We start from the raw sequence: 18,597 nt of genomic DNA, 5'->3' as shown, positions 1-18,597 counted from the left end.
ATCCAGAGTTCAAGACCCTCCACCTCAGACTCCCGCTTCTTCTATGGTCTGGTCGCGCCACAGCGCGATCAAGTGCTCGATGCAGAACAGCACGATGAGCACGCCGGAGATGACCAGCGGCAGATAGTCCAGCCCCTCGGACATGCCGAGCATGGGCTTGGGCTCGGCCCATTTCAGCGTCAGCCACTCCCAGCCCGCGACGGCCATCAGCACGGCGAAGACGATCACGCAGAGGTGGATGAGCGCCTCGGCCACGCGCTGCGCGCCCTTGGGCAGCAGCACCACGATGGACTCCATGCCCAGGTGGCCGGCATCGCGCACGCCCACCGCCACGGCCAAGGCCGTGATGTAGAGCACCAGCAGCAGCGCGAAGGGCTCGGTCCAGGTGGGCGAGTCGTTCAGCAGGTAGCGGCCCACGACCTGCCATTGCACGCAGATGACGAGGACGACGAGGCCCAGCACGGCGGTGCGCAGCGACCAGCGCGACAGCGCCGCGCAGAGCTTGGTGTAGGCGTTCATTTGGTGTCTTGAATCGCTTTGACGAGGGCTTGGAGTTCCGGCGTGTTGACGAACTTGGCGATGACTGGCTGGACGGCCTGGCGGAAGGCTTCGCGGTCCGGCTCGACGATCTGCGCGCCGGCGGCCTTCACGGCGGCCAGGGCCTTGGCTTCCTGCGCGTCCCAGCGTTCGCGCTCGACGGCGACCGAGGCCTTGGCGGCCTCGCGCAGCTGCTTCTGCTGGTCGGGTGTCAGCTTGTCCCAGATGCGCTTGCTGATGAACAGCCCCTCGGGCGTCATCGAATGCTCGGTGCGGCTGTAGAACTTGGCCGCCTCGAAGTGGCGGAAGCCCTCGTAGCTCGGCACGTTGTTCTCGGCCGCATCGATAAGGCCGGTCTTGAGCCCCGTGTAGACCTCGCCGATGGGCATGGGCGAGGGGTTGGCGCTCAGCGCCGTCATGGCGGCCACCCACAGGTCGGTCTGCTGCACGCGGATCTTCAGGCCCTTCATGTCGGCCAGTGCCTTGATGGGCTTGCGGGCATAGACCGAGCGGGCGCCGGAGTCGTACAGCGCCAGGCCCACCAGCCCCGAGTGCTCGCAGGCCTTGAGGATCTCCTCGCCGGCCGGGCCGTCGAAGGCATGGCGCATGTGGGCCGTGTCGCGGAACAGGAAGGGCAGGGAAGGCACCAGCGTCTTGGGGCACATGGCCGTCAGCGGCGCGAGGTTGACTCGTGTCATCGCCAATGCGCCGAGCTTGACCTGGTCGATGGTCTCCTTCTCGCTGCCGAGCGCGCCCTTGTTGAAGACCTTGACCGTCAGCGCGCCGCCGCTGCTCTTGGCGAGCAACTGGCCCAGGTGCTTGACGGCGACGACGGTGGGGTAGTCGTCGCTGTTGTGCACGTCGGCGGACTTCAGCTCCAGGGCCCAGGCTGCGGGGCTGAGCAGCGCCGCAGCGATCAGCGTGGTTTGGATCTTCATGAGGTCTCCTTAGTCGAGAGCGCGATAGCGCAAGTTCGAGAAGCGTGCTTCGCCTTGACCCGCCGCGTAGATCGCCGGGCGCAGGCTGGCGAAGCCGCCCGCTGTGTTGTGGTGGTAGCCGCTGACGTCCATCTGCACCGGGAACTTGGCCCAGGGCTGGCCGGCGTCGGCACGCGAGTACAGCGTCAGCACATGGCGCACGCAGCGCAACCTCAACTGCATGCGCCGCGAGATGCCAGCGGGCTTGGGCACGGCGCGGATGTCCTGGCCGTAGCGGTGCAACTGCAAGCTCTTCGCATTGGCGCCCATGCCGGCGTACAGGCGCGGGCTGTAGAACATGACGAGGCCGGCTTGCACGCCTTCGTCGAAGTCGAGATCGAACTCCAGCTCGAACGCCGGGTCGCCCTGGATGAAGCCCAGCGGTGGGCTGTCGGCCGGGCCTTTGCCGGTGGCGGTGAGGCGCAGCTTGCCGTCCGCAACGCGGGCGCGCTGCGCCTGGTTGCTGCCGCTGAGGAATTGCCAATGGGTTTTCAGCGTCGTGCCGGAGAAATCGTCCGACAGCGCCAGGCCATGCGGTACGGCGTCGCCGCCCTTGGGTTTGGGCAGCGGCGCGCCGTCGTCGGCATCGACATGGAACCAGCCATCGGCACTGAAGCGCGCCGGTGCCAGCAGCATCTGTCGGCCCAGCGTGTGGAAGCTGTTCTCGTAGCCGTGATACAGCATCCACCAATCGCCCGCGGGGCCTTGGACCAGGCTGCCATGACCGCGCGACCACCAGCGCTCGCGCGGTGAGCGGGTGCGCATCAGCGGGTTGTGCGGCGCCTGCTCCCAGGGGCCGTCAAGCGTGCGGCTGCGCGCGGCGATGACCATGTGCCCGGTCGGTGGCCCGGCGGTGCCGCCCACCGCCAGCAGCATGTGCCACCAGCCGCCATGGCGCAGCATCTTGGGCCCCTCGGGCGAGAAGCTTTCGACGTCCCAGTCTTCGGGATAGCGCCAGGGGTCGTAGACATGCTCGATGGAGCCGGCAAGCTTGAGCCCGTCCTCACTGAGGCGCACGCGGTCGCCACCACTGAGAAAGAGCCAGCGTCGGCCGTCTTCGCCGACGACATGCGTCGGGTCGATGTGCTTGCTCAGCCCGAGCGGCACAGGCTGGGACCACGGCCCCTCGATGCGATCGGCCCAGCTGACGAGGATGTCGTTGGGCGAGGCCTTGACGGGCAGATAGAGGTAGTAGCGATCGCCGTGCTTGCACAGGTCCGGCGCCCAGACGCTGCCCACCGCCTCGTGCAGCGCGTTGGCCACCGGCCGCCAGTTGACCAGGTCGCGTGAATGCCAGATCAAGAGGCCCGGCACGGCCTCGAAGCTGGAGTGGGTCAGGTAGTAGTCGCTGCCGTCCTTCAGCACCGTCGGGTCGGGCCTGTCGCCGGCCAGCACAGGGTTCAGGAAACGACCATCACCCAGGTCGGCCTTGCGCTGGCCCTCAATGCCCTTGGGCCAGGGCTGGCAAGGCGGCAGGTAGGGCTGGCCGGGCGCGTCGGAGCAGTCGGCGGCGCCCCAGGCCGGTGGGACCGCCAGCAGTGCCAGCAAGCCGCGGCGGTCCAGGCTCACTTCGAGACCTGCGTGAACAGCGATTGCCAGCCCGCCTTCGGCGCCATGTCGGCGAGATTCCAGTCGGCCTCGACAAAGGTGCGCTGCGTCGGCTTGCGCTTGGGCAGGCCCTCGGGGTTGTTCTGGGTCTCGTCGTCGATGAGCTGGCCGCGGTCCTCGGCGATGTCGGACAGCTGCTTGAAGTCCAGCGGATCGCGCGCCCAGGGCCGCGAGCCGACGTACAGCGGCAGCAGCTTCTCCAGCTCGCGCGGTGGCAGCCAGTTCAGGCCGGCAGGCAGATAGGGCTGGCGCACGGGAATGATCTCGGCGCTGGTTGTGTAGCGGCCCGTCATCGGCAGGGGTTGGCCCTGGCGGTCGACGGCGAGGTTGTCCTGTTCGTAGAGCTGCACGTCGCCGACGCCGCCCAGTGTGAAGAAGGGCAGGTTGAGCGCCGTGCCAGGGCCGGCGCGGTAGACGTTGCCGGCCAGCGTGATCTTGCCGACCTGGTAAGGCCGGCCCACCCATTCGTGGGCGATCAGGTTGTAGTGCACCGCCCGCCAGCCGGGGTTGTAGATCAGGTTGTTGACCATGGCACCCCAGACGCCGCCCTTGAACAGCGCGTTGCGCTCGCGGTTGGACGCATAGACGTTGCCCAGCAGCAGGATCTGCGTGGCGTTGTCGTGGATCAGCGAGCCCTTGCTGTGCTCGCCCTTGATGTGCACCGCCTCGTTCAGCCCCTCGTAGATGAGGTTGTGGCTGTAGGTGATGGCATGCGAGGTGTGGGCGCGCCAGTCGTCGGGGGTGGCGCCCTCGAAGCGATGGCCGCCGACGGAGAGGTTTTCGTCCGTTGCCCAGGAGAAGCTGCAATGGTCGACGATGACGCGCTCGGCGCCGTCGCCGGTGGAGAAGCCGTCATGGTCGTTGCCGCTGCGTTTCGGCCGCCCGAAGGCGCCGGGGCGGATGCTGATGTGCTGCAGGATGACGTCCTTGGCAAACACCTCCAGTTCGCCCTTGACCAGCGTGATGCCGGGGTCGGGCGCCGTCTGGCCGGCGATGGTGATCCGACCCTCGTGCAGCTTCCAGCTCTTGCCCGCCAGGTCGATGACGCCGCCCACCTCGAAGACGACGATGCGCGGCCCCGGCGTATCCAGGGCCGCCTTCAGGCTGCCCGGGCCTTCCGCCGCCAGCGTCGTCACGCGGATGATCTTGCCGCCCTGGCCGCCGGTGGTCTGCGCCCAGCCGGCGTGCACATAGGTGGCCGGATGCAGAGGTGCCGTGTTGGTCTGCGCATGGCCGAGCCCGGCCGCCAGGGCCAGCGTCCAAAGAATTCGCATATCGCTTCTTTATCCCATCAGGTCTTGCATCGCCTCGCGCGGGATCAGCGCGCCCGGATGCTGGATGACACGGGCCGCCACTCGGTTGCCGAATGCCGCGCCTGCTGCCGGCGTGGCACCGCGCAGGCGCTGGCTCAGGTAGCCGGCCGCGAAGGAGTCGCCGGCCGCGGTGGTGTCGATGACGCGCGGCACCGCTTCGGTGGCCACGTCCTGCCAGACATGGTTGAGGCCGACGCGGGTCGACAGTGCGCCGCGCTTGATCGCGATCTCGGCCACCGGCAGCGCCTGGGCTGCGGCCACGGCGGTGTCCAGGTCGGCCAGGCCGTGCAGGGCCTGGTGGTCGTCGGCAGTGATGAGGGCGACGCTGGCGGCCGCGAAGGCGCGTTGGTACCAGTAGCGCGCATCGGCCAGCGAATCCCACAGCCGCGGGCGGAAGTTGTTGTCGAAGGCGACCAGCTTGCCCGCGGCACGCATGCGTGCCATCAACGCCAGTGCACGCTCGCGTCCGGCCTGCGGCAGGATGGCCAGGCTGATGCCCGACAGGTAGAGGGCGTCCAGCCCGTCGGCCTGCTCCTCCAGCGCCGTCGTCGCGGTATCGAAATAGGCGCGGGCTGCGGCCTGGCCGCGCCAATAGTGGAAGCGTCGCTCACCGCCCTCGTCCAGCTCGATCAGGTACAGGCCCGGCAGCCGGCCGGGCAGGCGCTGCACGAGACCGGTCTGCACGCCTTCGGCGGCCCAGCGCTCGAGCAGGCCGGCGCTCAGGGAGTCATCCCCCAGGGCGGTTGCGTAGCGCACGCGCAGGTTCGCCCCGCCGCAACGGGCCAGGTAGACGGCGGTATTCAGCGTGTCGCCGCCAAAGTTCTGGCGCAGCTGGCCGAAGGCCTGACCCTGCAGTTCGAGCATGCATTCGCCCAGGGCGGCGATGGACACCGGCCGGGAGGCGGGCGAGGAAAAAGTGTTCACGGATAAAAATGAAACAGCGGTTCAATAAAGATAGCTTACCCAGTTCATTCCGGGCCACATGGTTTACCCCGGCTGGCGCTGAGGTCGCCCGGCCTGCCTTAGAGTGCGCGCCGCGCGCTCTAAGGCGTGCCAGATCATGAAGCCAGGGAGAGCAGATGAAGATGAACCAAGTGCGCGCCGCATGGGCGCTGCTGGCCGCAGCCTTGAGCGCCGCGCCGGCCTGGGGTGACTGCAAGCTCAGCCAGCTGGAGATCCCGGTCCGCATCGTCAACCATCGCCCGGTCGGCACGCTGAACCTGAACGGCACCGAGGTGCCCATGCTGATCGACAGCGGCGCCTTCTTCAGCTTCCTGACGCCGTCGGTGGCGGCCCAGCTCAATCTGCGGCTGAGGAGCCTGCCCGCCGGCCTGCGCATCTGGGGCTATACCGGCTCCGTCGAAGCGCGGGCGACGCGCGTGGAGAAGGTGATTTTCCAGGGCACCACACTCAACAACGTCGAGTTCATCGTCGGCGGCAACGAGCTGGGTTCGGGCATCCAGGGCGTCCTGGGGCGCAATTTCCTGTCCATGGCCGATGCTGAATATGACCTGGCCCACGGCGTCGTGAGGCTGATGTTCCCCAAGGGCGATTGCGACAAGACCAACTTTGCCTACTGGGCCGGCGAGGCACCCATCATCGTGCTGCCGCTGGAGGGGGGCTCGCGCGGCCATGACACGGCCATCCAGGTGACCGCCCGGGTCAACGACCGGGACGTGAGGGCGCTGCTGGACACCGGCGCGCCGCGCACCTCGCTGAAGCTGCGCACGGCCAAGCGTGCCGGCGTGAAGGAGTCCGACCTCACGGAAATCGGCCGAGTCGGCGGCGCCGGCTCGGGCAAGGCAAAGGCGTGGACCGGGCCGATCGAGACCTTCGAGTTCGGCGGCGAGAAGATCCACAACAGCCAGTTCGTCATCGATGAGGCCAGCGGGGCCGACCAGGACATGCTGCTGGGCCTGGACTATTTCCTGTCGCACCGCATCTATGTGTCGCAGCTGCAGCGCAAGCTCTACGCGACCTGGAATGGCGGCGCGGTGTTTGCTCGCACCACGCCCGGACAGTACGACCCGCGCTATGCGGCGCGGCCTGATGACATCTCGCCCGACGACGCGGCCGCCCTGGCGCGGCGCGGCGAGGCTTCGGCGGCCCGCGGTGAGTATGAGCGCGCGCTGGAGGACCTGAACCGCGCCTGCGAACTCGAGCCCCTTGCCGAGGCTCACTTCCTGGCGCGGGCGCGGGTGCATCTCTCCATGCGCCAGTTCGCCAAGGCCCAGGCCGACCTCGACGAAGCCCTGCGGCTGCACCCTGCGCTGGACGAGGCTCTGGCCCTGCGCGCCGCACTGCGGGTGTCCAAGGGCGAACGCGACGGCGCGCTGGCCGACTTGCAGGCTCTGGACGCGGCACTGCCGCCGTCCTCGCATCTGCGTGCCGGCATGGCTGACGTCTACGCCAGGCTGGAGCTGGTGCCCGCGGCCCTGCGCCAGTGGGAGCTGTGGATGCCCAGCCATCGCTCGGACAGCGGCATGGCCCGCGTGTTGAACAATCGCTGCTGGTTGCGCGTGCGCCTGGCACTGGACCTGAAGCTGGCCCTGGACGATTGCAAGGAGTCCGTGAGCCTGGACGGCGGCGCCGTGTCGGCCCGCGACAGCCTGGGCTGGGCCTATCTGCGCCTGGACGACGCGTCGCGCGCCCTCAAGGCCTTCGATGCGGCCATCGAGATCAAGCCCCTGCCCATGGCCCTCTACGGCCGCGCGCTGGCGCAACGCCGCCTGGGCAACGAGGACGCCGCCAGGCGCGACCTCGAGGCGGCGCGCAAACAGCGTCGCCACATCGACGACGAGGTCCGCAAGCAGGGCCTGCCCGTCGCCGAGGACGCGCCGGCCTCGGCGAGCGCGGCAACACCCTAGGCTGATATACCCCGCCAGGCCGCCTCGGCCAGCAGCCCCGCATAGGCCGCCGGCTTGGCCTCGCGCCGCCCGGCCAGCCAGCCGCGGCAGTAGGACTCCGCACCGCCCAGCACCAGGGCCGGGATCAGCTCGGCCGGCAGCTCGGCGAGGAGGCCGGCGCGCACACTCTCGGCCAGGCGGGCATCGATGGGGGCATAGCGCGCCTCCAGCCGCTCGCGCAGGGCATCGCCATGCGGCCCCTGGGCCACGGTCTCGCGGGCCATGAAGAGAAAGGCCGCCAGCTCGGGCAGGGCGGTCACCCAGTCCACGTAGGCGGTCACCAGCTCAACAACCACTGCCTGTGCATCGGCGACGGCCTCGGTGCGTGTGGCGATGGCGCGGCTCTGATCATCGAAGCCGGCGAAGAACAGGGCCGCCGCCACGCCTTCCTTGTTGCCGAAGTGGTGGTAGATCGTGCCCACGCTCTGGCCGCTGCGCTGGCGCAGGTCCTCGATGGTGGCGGCCTCGATGCCGCGGGCGTTGAAACAGGGCAGGGCGTGCGCGAGCACCGCGCGCCGGCTGGCACCGCGCTCGCCGGGCGAAGCCAGCTTGAAAACCTGGTTCAGGCGGCTGGTGGAACCACGGGGCTTGCTCATTAGAACAATATTCTAGAATCGTTCGGCGTTCACGCGAAGAGGATGACAGGCGATGCAACTGCCGAATCTGCTGGCGTCCCGACGGGGGCGTATCGCGGCGTTCTTCCTGATGTACCTGACCGAGGGCCTGCCCATCGGCTTCGCGTCGACCACCGTTGCGACCCAGCTGCGCCGCCAGGGCGCCAGTGCGGGCGAGATCGGCGCCTTCATCGGCTTCGTGCTGCTGCCCTGGGCCTTCAAATGGGCCTATGGCCCCTTCGTCGACCTGATCGCGTCCAGGCGCCTGGGCCCGCGCCGTGGCTGGATCCTTGGCGCGCAGCTGATGATGGTGCTGACGCTGCTGGCCCTGACCGGGCTGGACCTGACCACCCAGCTCGGCCTCTTCACGGCAGTGCTGGTCGTGCACAACCTGTTTGGCGCCGTGCAGGACGTGGCCGTCGATGCGCTGGCCGTGACGACGCTGCCCGAGCATGAGCGTGCTTTCGCCAGCGGCATGATGTTCGGCGGGCAGTCGCTGGGCGTGCTGATCGGCGGCGGCGGGGCCTTGTTGCTGATCGGGCGCATCGGTTTCGACACCAGTATCGTCCTGCTGGCCCTGGCGATCCTGGCGGTGATGACGCTGGTGGTGTGGCCGATGCGCGAGGAGGTGCCGGCGTCCGCCGCGCGCGGCTCGTTGGCCGCGGCGGGCCGCGAGGTCCACACCTTCCTGCGCGAGGCGCTGCAGGCCCTGCTGGGTTCGCGCCTGGCCTTTGCCGGCCTGCTGTTCGGCCTGCTGCCCATCGCGGCCATGGCTCTGTCGCGTGGGCTGCAGGCCAACCTGGCTGTGGACCTGGGCCTGTCCAACGAGCGCATCGGCTGGCTGGCCACGGTCTCGCAGGCGGCCACCGCCGTGACCTGCATTGCCGGGGGCTGGTTGTCCGACCGAGTGAACCTGCGCCGCGCGATGGCGGTCTACGTGGCGCTGCTGAGCCTGCCGGGCCTGTACCTGATGGCCGAGCTGCAGCGCCACGGCTGGGGGCCGGGCCAGGCCGCACCCGCTGCGCTGGTGACGACCTTCTTCGCCACCGTCGTCATCTACCACCTGCTGTTCGGCTTCATCTACGGCGCGCGGGTGGCCCTCTTCATGGGCATCACCCAGCCCGCCGTGGCGGCCACGCAGTTCGCCGCCTACATGGCGCTGACCAATCTCTCCATCACCTACAGCGTCGTCTGGCAGGGCTATGCCGTCCAGCATTGGGGTTATGCCGCGACGCTCGGCCTGGACGCCCTCGTCGGCCTGAGCTGCCTCCTGCTGTTGCCATTTCTAAAGCCGAAGTCTTCATGAATCTCGTCATCAACGCCCTGGGTGTCCTCGACAACCCCAACATCCGCATCCAGCCCAGCGCTGGCGACCGCAGCGCTATGGCCTACACCAGCACCGGCCAGAGCGTCGACGAGCGCTCGCTGGGTGACGCTCGCGCGGCCGGCCTCACGGCCGTCAACATCACGTTGGGCCATGTGGCCGGCAGCGCCGAACCCTTCGAGGCGACGGTGGCCGACATCGCCGGCTGGGACGCCTTCATCCGCGCCAGGCCTGCGGTGCTGCGCAAGGTACATACGGCGGCAGACATCGACGCGGCACGCGCGGGCGGCCAGATCGGCGTCATCTACGGCTTCCAGAACACCGAGATGCTGGGCGACAAGGCCGAGCGCATCGCGCTGTTCGCCAAACTCGGCGTGCGCGTCATCCAGCTGACCTACAACGGCCGCAACGCCGTTGGCTGCGGTGCGACGGTGCCCGACGACACCGGCCTGAGCGGCTTTGGCGCCGAGGTCGTCGAGCGGCTGCAGGCGCAGAGCGTGCTCATTGACCTTAGCCACAGCAGCGAGCAGACCTGCCTGGACGTGCTGCGTGTCGCACGCCGGCCGCTGGCCATCACCCACAGCGGTTGCCGCGCCGTGGCCGACCACCCGCGCAACAAGAGCGATGCCGAGCTGCGCTTGCTGGCCGACAAGGGCGGCGTCGTCGGGCTGTACTTCATGCCCTATCTGCGCCTGGCCGGCCAGCCCATGGCATCGGATCTCATCAATCATCTGGAGCACGCCATCGACGTCTGCGGCGAGGACCATGTCGGCCTCGGTACCGACGGCGGCACCACGGCCATCGACGACCTGGACGCCTACCGCGCCATGCTCGCCGCCGAGACCGAGCTCAGGCGCAGCATGGGCATTGGCGCGCCGGGCGAGACGCCCGATGTCAGCCTCTTCCTGCCCGACCTCTGCGGGCCGATGCAGTTCATCGAGCTGGCCCAGTTGCTGGCCGCCCGTGGACACCCGGCGAGCCGCATCGACAAGATCCTGGGCGGCAACTTCCGCCGCCTGATGGGCGAGGCCTGGCAATGAAGTGGTTCGCCGTCGCGCTTGTCTTCATCGCCGCGTCGGTCAGCGCACGTGACGACCAGGTCCAGATCCACGGCAACCCGGCCGGCACGCAGACGCTGACCCAGCCTGAGCCCGGCGTCACCGCGGCTGACTACCGCTTCAACGACCGCGGCCGTGGCGATGTCATCCAGGCGCGTTGGCGGCTCGACGCCAATGGCCTGCCGATACGCTACGAGGCCAGCGGCAACGACTACTGGAAGGTCGAGTTCAGCGAGCATTTCGAGCGCGATGCGGCCGGCCTGGCGCGCTGGAAGAGCCGCATCGAAACCGGTGAAACGCGCTCGGCCGGTTTCTACCTGCCGGCCAATCCACCACCCGAATTCATGGGCGTGCTGACCCGCGCGCTGCTGAAGGCGCCGGGGCGTCGGCTGAAGCTGCTGCCCGCCGGCGAGGCCTGGCTGGAAGGCGGTGCCGACGTCGACGTGGTGGGGCGCAAGCTGACGCTCTATCGCATCGGCGGCATCGAGTTCACGCCGGTGCCTGTCTGGCTGGACGATAAGGGCGATACGGCCGGCGTCATCGACGACTGGTTCGAGGTGCTGGAGACCCCGCTGCTGCCGGCGCTGGCGGAACTGCAACGCGCCCAGCAGGCCGCCGACCAGGCCTGGCATGCGGCGCTGGCGCGGGCGCACACGCACAAGCCGCCGGGCGCGCTGCTGATCCGCGGTGCACGCCTGTTCGATCCCGTCACGGGCGGCGTGCGCCCCGGCATGAGCGTCCTCGTGCGCGGCGAGCGCATCGTGCGTGTTGAGCCCGATGCCGATCTCGACGTGCCGCTCGGTGCCGAGGTCATCGCCGCGAATGGCCGCTTCCTGATGCCCGGGCTGTGGGATGTGCACCAGCACTTCAGCAATGTCGATGGCGTCTTCGACCTGATCGCCGGCGTGACCAGCGCACGCGACATGGCCAACGACAACGAACCCATGCTGGCCCGCGTCAAGCGCTTCGACGCCGGCACGGAGCTGGGCCCGCGCGTGACCCTGGCCGGCATCATCGAAGGCATCGGTCCGCTGGCCGGCCCGACTGACGTGAAGGTCGACACGCCCGAGAAGGCGCGGGCTGCGGTCGACTGGTACGCCGACCACGGCTATGCCCAGGTCAAGATCTATTCGTCCTTCAGCCCGGCGCTGGTGGCGACGGTGGCTGACCGCGCCCACGAGCGTGGCCTGCGTGTCAGCGGCCATGTGCCGGCCTTCACCTTCGCGCGCGCCTTCGTCGAGGCTGGGGCCGACGAGATCCAGCACCTGAACTTCATCCTGCTGAACTTCTTCCCCGATGTGAAGGACACGCGCACGCGGGACCGCTACACGGTGCTGGCCGACCGCCTCGCGCAGTTCGACTTCAATGACGGCCGCTTCACGGATTTCGTCGCCTTCCTGCGCCAGCACCAGACCGTCCTGGACCCGACCATGGTCGTACTGGAGGGCCTGTTCTCCGGCGAACCCGCGCGCGCCGCGCCGGCGCTGCGGCCGGTGGTGCAGCGCTTTCCCACGGTCGTGAAGCGCCGTCAGTTGTCTGGCGCCGTCGCCGTGCCGGCCGGCAAGGAGGCCGCCTACGCCCAGGCGCTGCCGGGCCTGCTGCGTATGCTCAAGCGCCTGCACGACGGTGGCGTGACCATCATGCCGGGCAGCGACGGCTTTGCCGGCTACAGCCTGCACCGCGAGTTGGAGCTGTACTCGCAGGCCGGCATCGCCAACGCCGAGGTGCTGCGCATCGCCACGCTGGTGCCCGCGCGCGTGCTCGGCGTCGAGAAGGAGCGCGGCAGCATCACGCCGGGCAAACTGGCCGACATGATCCTGGTCGACGGTGATCCGCTCGCCAACATGAGCGACATCCGCCGCGTCTGGCGCACCATCAAAGGTGGCCAGGTCTATGACCCCGCTGCACTGGAGCAAGCAATGGGAATGACGCCACGATGAAGATCGAACGATTCAACAGCGGCCAGGTCGTGCCCGCCACCGTGCCCTTTCCCGAGGGTGTGCGCGTCGGCAACATGCTCTATCTGTCGGGCCAGCTCGGCAACGTGCCCGGCCAGCTCAAGCTCGTCGATGGCGGCCTGCGGGCCGAGGCGCGCCAGACGCTGGAGAACATCCGCACCGTGCTGCGCGGCCAGGGGCTGGACTTGCAGCACCTGGTTCGCTGCACCGTGATGCTGGCCGACATGGCCGACTGGCCGGCCTTCAACGAGGTCTACCGCGAGTTCTTCGGCAGCACGCCGCTGCCGGCGCGCAGTGCACTGGGCTGCAACGGTCTGGCCTTGGGCGCGCGTGTCGAGATCGAGTGCATCGCGGCGGACGAGTCCTGACGACTTAGGGGTCATCCTCAAGTCAGCTATTGGTCCCGGGCGGCGCCGGGTTCATGCTGAGCGGGCTGCAATGGGCAGTGACGCTCGATGGAGGCATCCATGGCAAGCAAGCCGAAAACAAACAAGTCAAAACTGGCGGCGCGGCCGGCACCCAGGCCGCTGTGCAACACGCCGCCGCGCATCAAGCCCAGCCTGCCGGCCGTCATCGCCAACGATCCACGCCGCGCACGTGCCATATTGAATACCCGAGGCAAGTGGCTCAACGGCACGGTGCTGCACTATTGCTTCTTCAAGAGCGGCCACTACGCCGTGGCCAAGAAGCAAGCCGATGCGGTGCGCGCCGCCTTCGCCGAATGGAAAGCCGTCGGCATCGGCCTGGTGTTCCAGGAGGTCACGCAGATGAGCGAGGCCGAGGTGCGCATCGGCTACTCCGAGCCGGATGGCAGCTCGGCGTCGGCCGTCGGGCGCGACGTGCTGCATGTGCCGACGACCGAACCGACCACCGTCTATGGCTGGGACCTGACCACGGAGTATGGCCGCGGCACCGCATTGCACGAACTCGGCCATGTGCTGGGCATGGAGCACGAGCACCAGAACCCCTTTGCCGGCATCAAGTGGCATGAGGAGGCCGTCTACACCTCGCTGGGCAAGCCGCCCAACAGCTGGACGCGCGAGACGACCTTCCACAACATCCTGGAGAAGCTCGAGCCCAGCCAGGTGCAGGGCTCGAGTTGGGACCCCGACTCCATCATGGAGTACGAGTTCGAGCCTGGCCTGATCGACGAGCCCGAGCAATATGACGTCGACGGCCTGGTGCCGCCCGGCAAGCTGTCCAAGGCCGACAAGGCCTGGTTGTTGAAGTGGTACCCGGCGCAGGCGGCCCAGACGCCGACGCTGGAAGCCTTCAAGGCCGTGGCCGTGCCCCTTGCGGCCGGGCAACAGGTGGACTATCTGTTCAAGCCCACCGAGTCGCGCAGGTACACCATCGCCACCAAGGGCGCATCGGACACGCTGCTGGGCCTGTTCGAGGACGTGAACGGCACGCCGCGCAATTTGGCGGCCGACGACGACAGCGGCGAAGACCGCAATGCCAGCATCGTCTACAAGCTCTTTGCCGGTCGTCGCTACTTCGTGCGCCTGCGGCTCTACCACCCGGGCCAGACCGGCATCACTTCGTTGATGGTGTCTTAGGGCCTGTCAACGCTACGGCACTGCGGCCGTGACGACGTCCGACGCGCAACTCAGCCCTCGGTCGTCAGGCTCAGCGGGCCGTCGGCAATGAGGCGGTACTGGCCGCGGCCGGCGCGTTCGATGTGCAGGCCGAAGTCGCGCTCGGCCAGGCGGCGCTCCAGCAGCAGGAGGCGCACGCCGAGGTTGTCCTGCACCTCGGGCAGGCGCAGGTCGCCGCCGGCCAGGCGCAGCTCGCGCGTGCTGAAGGCCTCGCGGCCGCTGTCGATCTGGTCGCGCACGAGCTTGGCGATGATGGCGCCGGCCACGCCCTTGATGAGGTACTCGTCATTGATGAAGACGCTGTGGTCACGCGGGTAGTGGCGCAAGCGCAGCGGCGTGCCGCCGGCCGCCTGTTCGGCCGCGGGGGCCGCCGCCACGGGCTCTTCCACGAGCTCCGTCGTGCGCAAGGCTGCCAGGCCTTGCGCCAGCTGAGCGCCAACGGCCGTCAGCGCGTCCTCGTCGTCATAGCTGAAGAACTGATCGTGCTCGCTTTCCACCAGCAGCGCGCCGACCGTGCGGCCACGGGCGCGCAGCGGCACAGCGAGCTGGCTGCGCGGGCTGGCCAGGCCGGGCATGGGGATGGTGTCAGCCATGGCGGCCTGCAGGCCAAGCTGCTCGGCCTTGGCTCGCCAGGACATGCCGTAGCTGTACATCTGGCTCATGTGGCCAATGCGGATGGGCACGTTCTCGCGCAGCGCGACGCCGGCGAGGCCGGCTTCCGCCAGCGGCAGCTCGGCGCCGCTGCCGGCCTGTTCGTAGCCGATGCTGGCCAGCGTATAGAGGCCCTGGCGCTGCTCGTCCAGCAGCCAGATGATGGCGTGGCCGATGCACAGGTCGCGCTGCAGGCCGGTGGTGAAGGCCTGCAGCAGGCTGCGCAGGTCGGGCGCCTCGGCGAGTTGCTCGCTCAGGCGCCGCACACCGGTGGCGAGATCGCAACGCGGCGCCATCGCCGGCAGCGGGTGCACCGGGTCGAGCTTGCGCAGCGATTCGACGCGGTAGACGTCGGCGCCGCGCAGGTGGAAGACCTTCTCCATGCCCGTCTGCGCGGCGATGCCGGCGAGCTTGGCGCGCAGGCGCTCAAACACAGGGCCTTCGGTGTCGGTGCGCTCGTAGCGCAGCTGCAGCAGCACCGACACGCCGGTGATCGGGTCCTCGACGCTGAGCGCGACGCGGCCGGTAGCCAGGATGTTGACGCGGGCGCGGTTGAGGAACTGGTAGGTCAGCGCGACATGCTCGTCGTCGATGTACTCGGCGTGCGACAGGTAGTTGACGTGCGGCATGCCGTCGGCGCCCACCGAGCACATGGCCGGCGGGATCACGCCTTCGAGCAGGCGGCGCACGTCGCGCAGCTTGAGCGCACGACGTTCAGTTTGAGGAGTGGGGGTGTCGGTCATGGCAACAGGTCGATGGCTTGGCCGGCGCCGGGGCCGGGTGTCTGGTCCCAGGCGGCCAGCGGCGTGAAGCGCACGCAGCTGAGGTCGGCCAGGGTGAGGTCGCCGAGCACGGCGTTGACCTGCCGGCGGTCGGCGCCGAAGAGTTCGATCTGTCGCAGCCAGGCCTCGAAGCAATGCGCGAACTTCGGCCCCTGCTCGGCATAGGCGGGCAGCACCTCGGCGTCCACGCCCTTCACATGCAGCACGCGGCAGGTGCTGGGCAGGCCAGCGGAGACAGCGACGCGGCCGGTGGCGCGGATCGCGTCGAGCAACTCGGCGCCCGCCTCGCTGCGTGCGAGCAGTTCGATGCGACCGTCGGCCAGGGCCCAGGCGCCGTGCGCGAAGGCCAGCTCGGGCTGCCCCTCGGGCGTGCTCGAGCCCACGCGCAGCGTGACGCCCTGCTGCAGGTGATCGATCCAGATGCCGGGAAGGCGGGCCATCAGCGCAGCAGTTCCACGGGGTTGCCGGCACCTGGGCCGGGCGTCTGGTCCCAGGCGCCGCAGGGCGTGAAGCGGATGCCGGCCAGGCGCTGCACGCCCAGGTCGTACCAGATCGCCATGATGGCTTCGCGGCTGAAGCCGTAGGGCTCGACCTGGGCGATGAATCGTTCACGGCAGCGCTCGAACAGCGGTGCATGGCCGGCCGTGGGCGTGAAGACCTCGGCGTCCAGCCCTTTCACGTGCAGCGTGCGATGGCTGCCCGGCTGCGCCGCGACGTAGGCGATGCGCCCGCTCGCCTGGACGGCGGCCAGCAGCCGGTCGGCGATGTCGGCCGCCAGCAGCACTTCGACGTGGCCGTCCGCCAGCGCTTGAGCGGCCAGGCCGCGGCAGATCTCGGGCTGGCCGTCGGCATGGCTGCCGCCGAGGCGGTGGGAGACGCCGCTTTCGAGATGAGCGGCCCAGTCGGGGGGGAGTTGCGGCAAGGTGCGGCGCGGTGGTTGGGTCGAGGTCGGAATGATAGGCAAGCAGGCCATCGCGTCGCTGTTAGCAAAGACTTAACAAACCCTTAGTGGAGAACTAGCAGCGCGAAAAGCGCTCGCCGACCACAGTACAGCCCATGCCGGACAGACCCGGCGCGAGACACGCATCCCCCAAGGCATCAACCGGCCGAAGCCCACCAGGCAGCGGCGCGGCGCAGCCTTGCCCGAAACCGCCGAATCAGGAGAGCTATCCATGAAAGCATGTTCCGACCCCTCGCTGAGCGCCCAGGCCGCCGCCGCGCTGGTCTCAGGGTGGCTGCTCGCCGCTGGCGTCGCCCAGGCCGGTTGCTGGGCCGCCAATGCGGCCGGGCCGATCAGCAGCGACGGCCTGCCCATCAGCCATGCGTCGTTCAAGCCGCTGCATGCGGTGATGGATCACTTCGAGGCGCAGGCCCGGCTCAACCCCGGCCTGCTGGCCCTGCCCGAAGTGAGGCTGCGCCTGACCCGCCAGGTGATGGACTCCGACGAGCCCAGCCGCCGCCCGCGCGAGGCTGTCGTCCATGCCCAGGGCTTCGGCCCCAAGACCTGGATAGGCAAGGGCTGCGGCATTCACGCCGAAGCCGCCCAGCGCATCGGCCCGCGCGCCGGCTTCAGTCTTTTCATCAACTCGCCGCTGACGACGCTGAACCGCTGGGCCCATGACGAGCAGCTCAGCGCCTACCTCGAAGGCGAGCGCGGCGAGGCCATGCAGGGCTGGCCAGTGTTCCGCGACTGCGCCGTCATCGGCTCGGAGCGTCGCCTGCCCTGGGTGCCCGTCACCGTCGGCGAGATGCTCGGCCACTTCGAGCGCGAGCAGCAACGCAAGATCGAGGACTGGGACCACCGCAACGAGCGCGCGCTGCAGCCCTTTGACCTGGCTGCCGCCGAGCGCCGGGCCGAGCAGATCCGACCGCAGAACGCCAAGGCCGCCGACGCGCTGCTGATGGCGGCCCGCCAGCGCAAGGCTGGCGAGGCGAGCTATCACGCGCAACTGGCACGTGGCCGCCAGGGCCTGGTCGACGAGCTGGAGAGCCTGCGCACCACCCGCGCCGCGATGGATGCCGGCCAGCTCGGCGAGCCCTACCGCCTGGGCAGCGGCCGCCATCGCCTGCCCGGGCCTGCCGACGCCGGACGGCCGCTGAAGCGCCTCGTCAAGCTGGACCCGGGCTTCCCCTGGGACGCCCGCCACCGCACGCGCATCCAGCTGCTGACCGTCTGCGCCAGCACCCACCCCAACAACCCCGCCTATGCGACCCCGATGCGCGACGCCGTCGCCGCGCTGGATCTGTCGCGCCTTGCCGCATTGCTGAACTGAGAAAGACCGACATGAGTACGAACACCCTTCCCACGCCGCGCGAACTGCCAGCAGCACCCGTTGGGAACGCCGCCACCGCCTCGACCGTGTCCTCCCGCCTGGACGCCATGCTGCAGATCCGTGCCTACGAGCAGCAGCTCATCGTTGCCGCCTCGCCCAGCAACCCCGGTACCTGCACCTCGGTCGGCCAGGAGGCCTGCGCCGTCGGCGTCGTCGCCGCCCTGGGCCCGCAGGACAAGCTGCTCACCAACCACCGCAGCGCCGGCCACCTGCTGGCGCGCGGCGCCGACCCCGAGCGCCTGTTCGCCGAGGTGCTGGGCCGCGCCAGCGGCTATTGCGGTGGCCACTCGGGCTCGCTGCACATCTCGGTCAAGGCACTGGGTGTGGTGCTGACGTCCACCATCGTCGGCGGTGGGCTGTCGCTGGCGCCGGGCGTGGCGCTGGCTCAGAAGCTCGGCGCCCAGCCCGAGGGCATCACAGCCGTGTTCTTCGGCGACGGCGCGGCCTGCCAGGGCATCTTCCACGAGGCCATCAACCTGGCCGCGACCTGGCGCCTGCCGATTCTCTTCGTCTGCGAGAACAACCAGTGGCAGGCCTATGTGCACCGCCGCGAGACCATGCCCGGCGAGCACGTGGCCGACTGGGTGCAGGGCCATGGCCTGGTGGCCGAGGTGGTGGACGGCAATGACGTCGAGGCCGTTCACGCCGCCGCCGTGCAGGCCGTGGCCGCCATCCGCGACAGCGGCCGCCCGCGCCTGCTCGAGCTGACGACCTACCGCCAACGCGGCCACTTTGAGCCCGACGACCAGGCCTATGTCTGTGCCACCGAGCATGCCCAGTGGCTCAAGCGCGACCCCATCCAACGCCAGGCCGAACGGCTGATGTTGAGTGCCGATGACTTGGCCCGCCGCGAGGCCGGGGTGCGTGGCGCCATCGAGCAGGCCCATGCCGCCGCGCTTGCGGCCCCCTGGCCCCAACTGGCCTGAAGGAGCACGAGA

At 69.2% G+C, this 18,597-nt stretch carries 17 protein-coding genes; 8 read left to right on the top strand and 9 right to left on the bottom strand.

The features are described 5' to 3' along the window. Positions 1 to 24: 24 nt before the first annotated feature. From ASC91_RS13015 to ASC91_RS12995, 5 genes are read right to left on the bottom strand one after another with little or no spacing between them, the layout of a single operon-like run. Positions 25 to 519, bottom strand: coding sequence for a TRAP transporter small permease (locus tag ASC91_RS13015; protein WP_056197349.1), 495 nt, complete (start codon positions 517 to 519; stop codon positions 25 to 27). Next, complete coding sequence (locus ASC91_RS13010) at positions 516 to 1,475, bottom strand: TRAP transporter substrate-binding protein (protein ID WP_056197347.1); 960 nt, start codon at positions 1,473 to 1,475, stop codon at positions 516 to 518. Before ASC91_RS13010 ends, ASC91_RS13015 begins: the two co-directional genes overlap by 4 nt. A 9-nt stretch (positions 1,476 to 1,484) precedes the next feature. Beyond that, complete coding sequence (locus ASC91_RS13005; protein ID WP_056197345.1) at positions 1,485 to 3,083, bottom strand: family 43 glycosylhydrolase; 1,599 nt, start codon at positions 3,081 to 3,083, stop codon at positions 1,485 to 1,487. After that, on the bottom strand, positions 3,080 to 4,396 hold the full coding sequence (locus ASC91_RS30285) for a polysaccharide lyase family 1 protein (protein ID WP_056197344.1): 1,317 nt from the start codon (positions 4,394 to 4,396) through the stop codon (positions 3,080 to 3,082). The genes ASC91_RS13005 and ASC91_RS30285 overlap by 4 nt, the downstream gene beginning before the upstream one ends. A gap of 9 nt (positions 4,397 to 4,405) precedes the next feature. Continuing rightward, complete coding sequence (locus tag ASC91_RS12995; RefSeq protein WP_082532660.1) at positions 4,406 to 5,359, bottom strand: sugar kinase; 954 nt, start codon at positions 5,357 to 5,359, stop codon at positions 4,406 to 4,408. A gap of 155 nt (positions 5,360 to 5,514) precedes the next feature. Between ASC91_RS12995 and ASC91_RS12990 the strand changes: the two genes are divergently transcribed. Further along, the gene (locus tag ASC91_RS12990) at positions 5,515 to 7,302 is read left to right on the top strand and encodes an aspartyl protease family protein (RefSeq protein WP_056197341.1); all 1,788 of its coding nucleotides are present in this window, start codon (positions 5,515 to 5,517) and stop codon (positions 7,300 to 7,302) included. Here ASC91_RS12990 and ASC91_RS12985 read toward each other — a convergent pair. Further along, the gene (locus ASC91_RS12985; protein ID WP_056197339.1) at positions 7,299 to 7,937 is read right to left on the bottom strand and encodes a TetR/AcrR family transcriptional regulator; all 639 of its coding nucleotides are present in this window, start codon (positions 7,935 to 7,937) and stop codon (positions 7,299 to 7,301) included. The genes ASC91_RS12990 and ASC91_RS12985 overlap by 4 nt on opposite strands. 52 nt (positions 7,938 to 7,989) lie before the next feature. On the opposite strand from ASC91_RS12985, the gene ASC91_RS12980 reads away from it, so the two are divergent. The 5 genes from ASC91_RS12980 to ASC91_RS12960 all read left to right on the top strand — a co-directional run bounded on the left by ASC91_RS12980 (position 7,990) and on the right by ASC91_RS12960 (position 13,854). Continuing rightward, entirely contained in the window at positions 7,990 to 9,261 is a 1,272-nt protein-coding gene (locus ASC91_RS12980) for an MFS transporter (RefSeq protein WP_082532659.1), read from the top strand. After that, positions 9,258 to 10,319: a dipeptidase gene (locus ASC91_RS12975; protein WP_056197335.1), complete on the top strand. Its 1,062-nt coding sequence runs from the start codon at positions 9,258 to 9,260 to the stop codon at positions 10,317 to 10,319. Before ASC91_RS12980 ends, ASC91_RS12975 begins: the two co-directional genes overlap by 4 nt. Beyond that, positions 10,316 to 12,277 (top strand): amidohydrolase family protein, encoded by a 1,962-nt coding sequence (locus tag ASC91_RS12970; protein ID WP_056197333.1) that lies wholly within the window; start codon positions 10,316 to 10,318, stop codon positions 12,275 to 12,277. The genes ASC91_RS12975 and ASC91_RS12970 overlap by 4 nt, the downstream gene beginning before the upstream one ends. After that, positions 12,274 to 12,663, top strand: coding sequence for a RidA family protein (locus tag ASC91_RS12965; protein ID WP_082532658.1), 390 nt, complete (start codon positions 12,274 to 12,276; stop codon positions 12,661 to 12,663). The genes ASC91_RS12970 and ASC91_RS12965 overlap by 4 nt, the downstream gene beginning before the upstream one ends. 99 nt (positions 12,664 to 12,762) lie before the next feature. Continuing rightward, entirely contained in the window at positions 12,763 to 13,854 is a 1,092-nt protein-coding gene (locus tag ASC91_RS12960) for a hypothetical protein (RefSeq protein WP_056199502.1), read from the top strand. 50 nt (positions 13,855 to 13,904) lie between these two features. Here the strand turns inward: ASC91_RS12960 and ASC91_RS12955 are convergent, their stop codons facing one another. Genes ASC91_RS12955 through ASC91_RS12945 form a run of 3 tightly spaced genes read right to left on the bottom strand, consistent with a single transcriptional unit; the run spans position 13,905 to position 16,248 of the window. Next, positions 13,905 to 15,287 carry a GAF domain-containing protein gene (locus tag ASC91_RS12955; RefSeq protein ID WP_056197332.1) on the bottom strand — a complete coding sequence of 461 codons (1,383 nt, stop codon included), beginning with the start codon at positions 15,285 to 15,287 and terminating at the stop codon, positions 13,905 to 13,907. Then, positions 15,284 to 15,766, bottom strand: a complete 483-nt coding sequence (locus ASC91_RS12950; protein ID WP_056197330.1) for a hypothetical protein — start codon at positions 15,764 to 15,766, stop codon at positions 15,284 to 15,286. The genes ASC91_RS12955 and ASC91_RS12950 overlap by 4 nt, the downstream gene beginning before the upstream one ends. Further along, positions 15,766 to 16,248 (bottom strand): hypothetical protein, encoded by a 483-nt coding sequence (locus tag ASC91_RS12945; protein WP_157281569.1) that lies wholly within the window; start codon positions 16,246 to 16,248, stop codon positions 15,766 to 15,768. Before ASC91_RS12945 ends, ASC91_RS12950 begins: the two co-directional genes overlap by 1 nt. Positions 16,249 to 16,498: 250 nt before the next feature. On the opposite strand from ASC91_RS12945, the gene ASC91_RS12940 reads away from it, so the two are divergent. Together ASC91_RS12940 and ASC91_RS12935 are read left to right on the top strand one after the other, a co-directional pair. Then, positions 16,499 to 17,599: a hypothetical protein gene (locus ASC91_RS12940; RefSeq protein ID WP_056197327.1), complete on the top strand. Its 1,101-nt coding sequence runs from the start codon at positions 16,499 to 16,501 to the stop codon at positions 17,597 to 17,599. An 11-nt stretch (positions 17,600 to 17,610) separates the two neighbouring features. Continuing rightward, on the top strand, positions 17,611 to 18,585 hold the full coding sequence (locus ASC91_RS12935) for a thiamine pyrophosphate-dependent dehydrogenase E1 component subunit alpha (RefSeq protein WP_082532657.1): 975 nt from the start codon (positions 17,611 to 17,613) through the stop codon (positions 18,583 to 18,585). Positions 18,586 to 18,597: the final 12 nt, after the last annotated feature.

Source organism: Pelomonas sp. Root1237 (assembly GCF_001425055.1).
GTDB lineage: Bacteria > Pseudomonadota > Gammaproteobacteria > Burkholderiales > Burkholderiaceae_C > Pelomonas.
The sequence above is the reverse complement of the archived record's forward strand: the minus strand, read 5'-3'. Positions and strand labels throughout refer to the sequence as shown.

What these genes read in the sequence shown, in the direction of transcription:
- ASC91_RS12950 (WP_056197330.1), bottom strand. Translation starts at nt 15,766, where the DNA reads ATGGCCCGCCTTCCCGGCATCTGGATCGATCACCTGCAGCAGGGCGTC.
- ASC91_RS13010 (WP_056197347.1), bottom strand. Translation starts at nt 1,475, where the DNA reads ATGAAGATCCAAACCACGCTGATCGCTGCGGCGCTGCTCAGCCCCGCA.
- ASC91_RS12935 (WP_082532657.1), top strand. Translation starts at nt 17,611, where the DNA reads ATGAGTACGAACACCCTTCCCACGCCGCGCGAACTGCCAGCAGCACCC.
- ASC91_RS12975 (WP_056197335.1), top strand. Translation starts at nt 9,258, where the DNA reads ATGAATCTCGTCATCAACGCCCTGGGTGTCCTCGACAACCCCAACATC.
- ASC91_RS12960 (WP_056199502.1), top strand. Translation starts at nt 12,763, where the DNA reads ATGGCAAGCAAGCCGAAAACAAACAAGTCAAAACTGGCGGCGCGGCCG.
- ASC91_RS12965 (WP_082532658.1), top strand. Translation starts at nt 12,274, where the DNA reads ATGAAGATCGAACGATTCAACAGCGGCCAGGTCGTGCCCGCCACCGTG.
- ASC91_RS30285 (WP_056197344.1), bottom strand. Translation starts at nt 4,396, where the DNA reads ATGCGAATTCTTTGGACGCTGGCCCTGGCGGCCGGGCTCGGCCATGCG.
- ASC91_RS12955 (WP_056197332.1), bottom strand. Translation starts at nt 15,287, where the DNA reads ATGACCGACACCCCCACTCCTCAAACTGAACGTCGTGCGCTCAAGCTG.
- ASC91_RS13015 (WP_056197349.1), bottom strand. Translation starts at nt 519, where the DNA reads ATGAACGCCTACACCAAGCTCTGCGCGGCGCTGTCGCGCTGGTCGCTG.
- ASC91_RS12970 (WP_056197333.1), top strand. Translation starts at nt 10,316, where the DNA reads ATGAAGTGGTTCGCCGTCGCGCTTGTCTTCATCGCCGCGTCGGTCAGC.
- ASC91_RS12985 (WP_056197339.1), bottom strand. Translation starts at nt 7,937, where the DNA reads ATGAGCAAGCCCCGTGGTTCCACCAGCCGCCTGAACCAGGTTTTCAAG.
- ASC91_RS12940 (WP_056197327.1), top strand. Translation starts at nt 16,499, where the DNA reads ATGAAAGCATGTTCCGACCCCTCGCTGAGCGCCCAGGCCGCCGCCGCG.
- ASC91_RS12990 (WP_056197341.1), top strand. Translation starts at nt 5,515, where the DNA reads ATGAAGATGAACCAAGTGCGCGCCGCATGGGCGCTGCTGGCCGCAGCC.
- ASC91_RS12980 (WP_082532659.1), top strand. Translation starts at nt 7,990, where the DNA reads ATGCAACTGCCGAATCTGCTGGCGTCCCGACGGGGGCGTATCGCGGCG.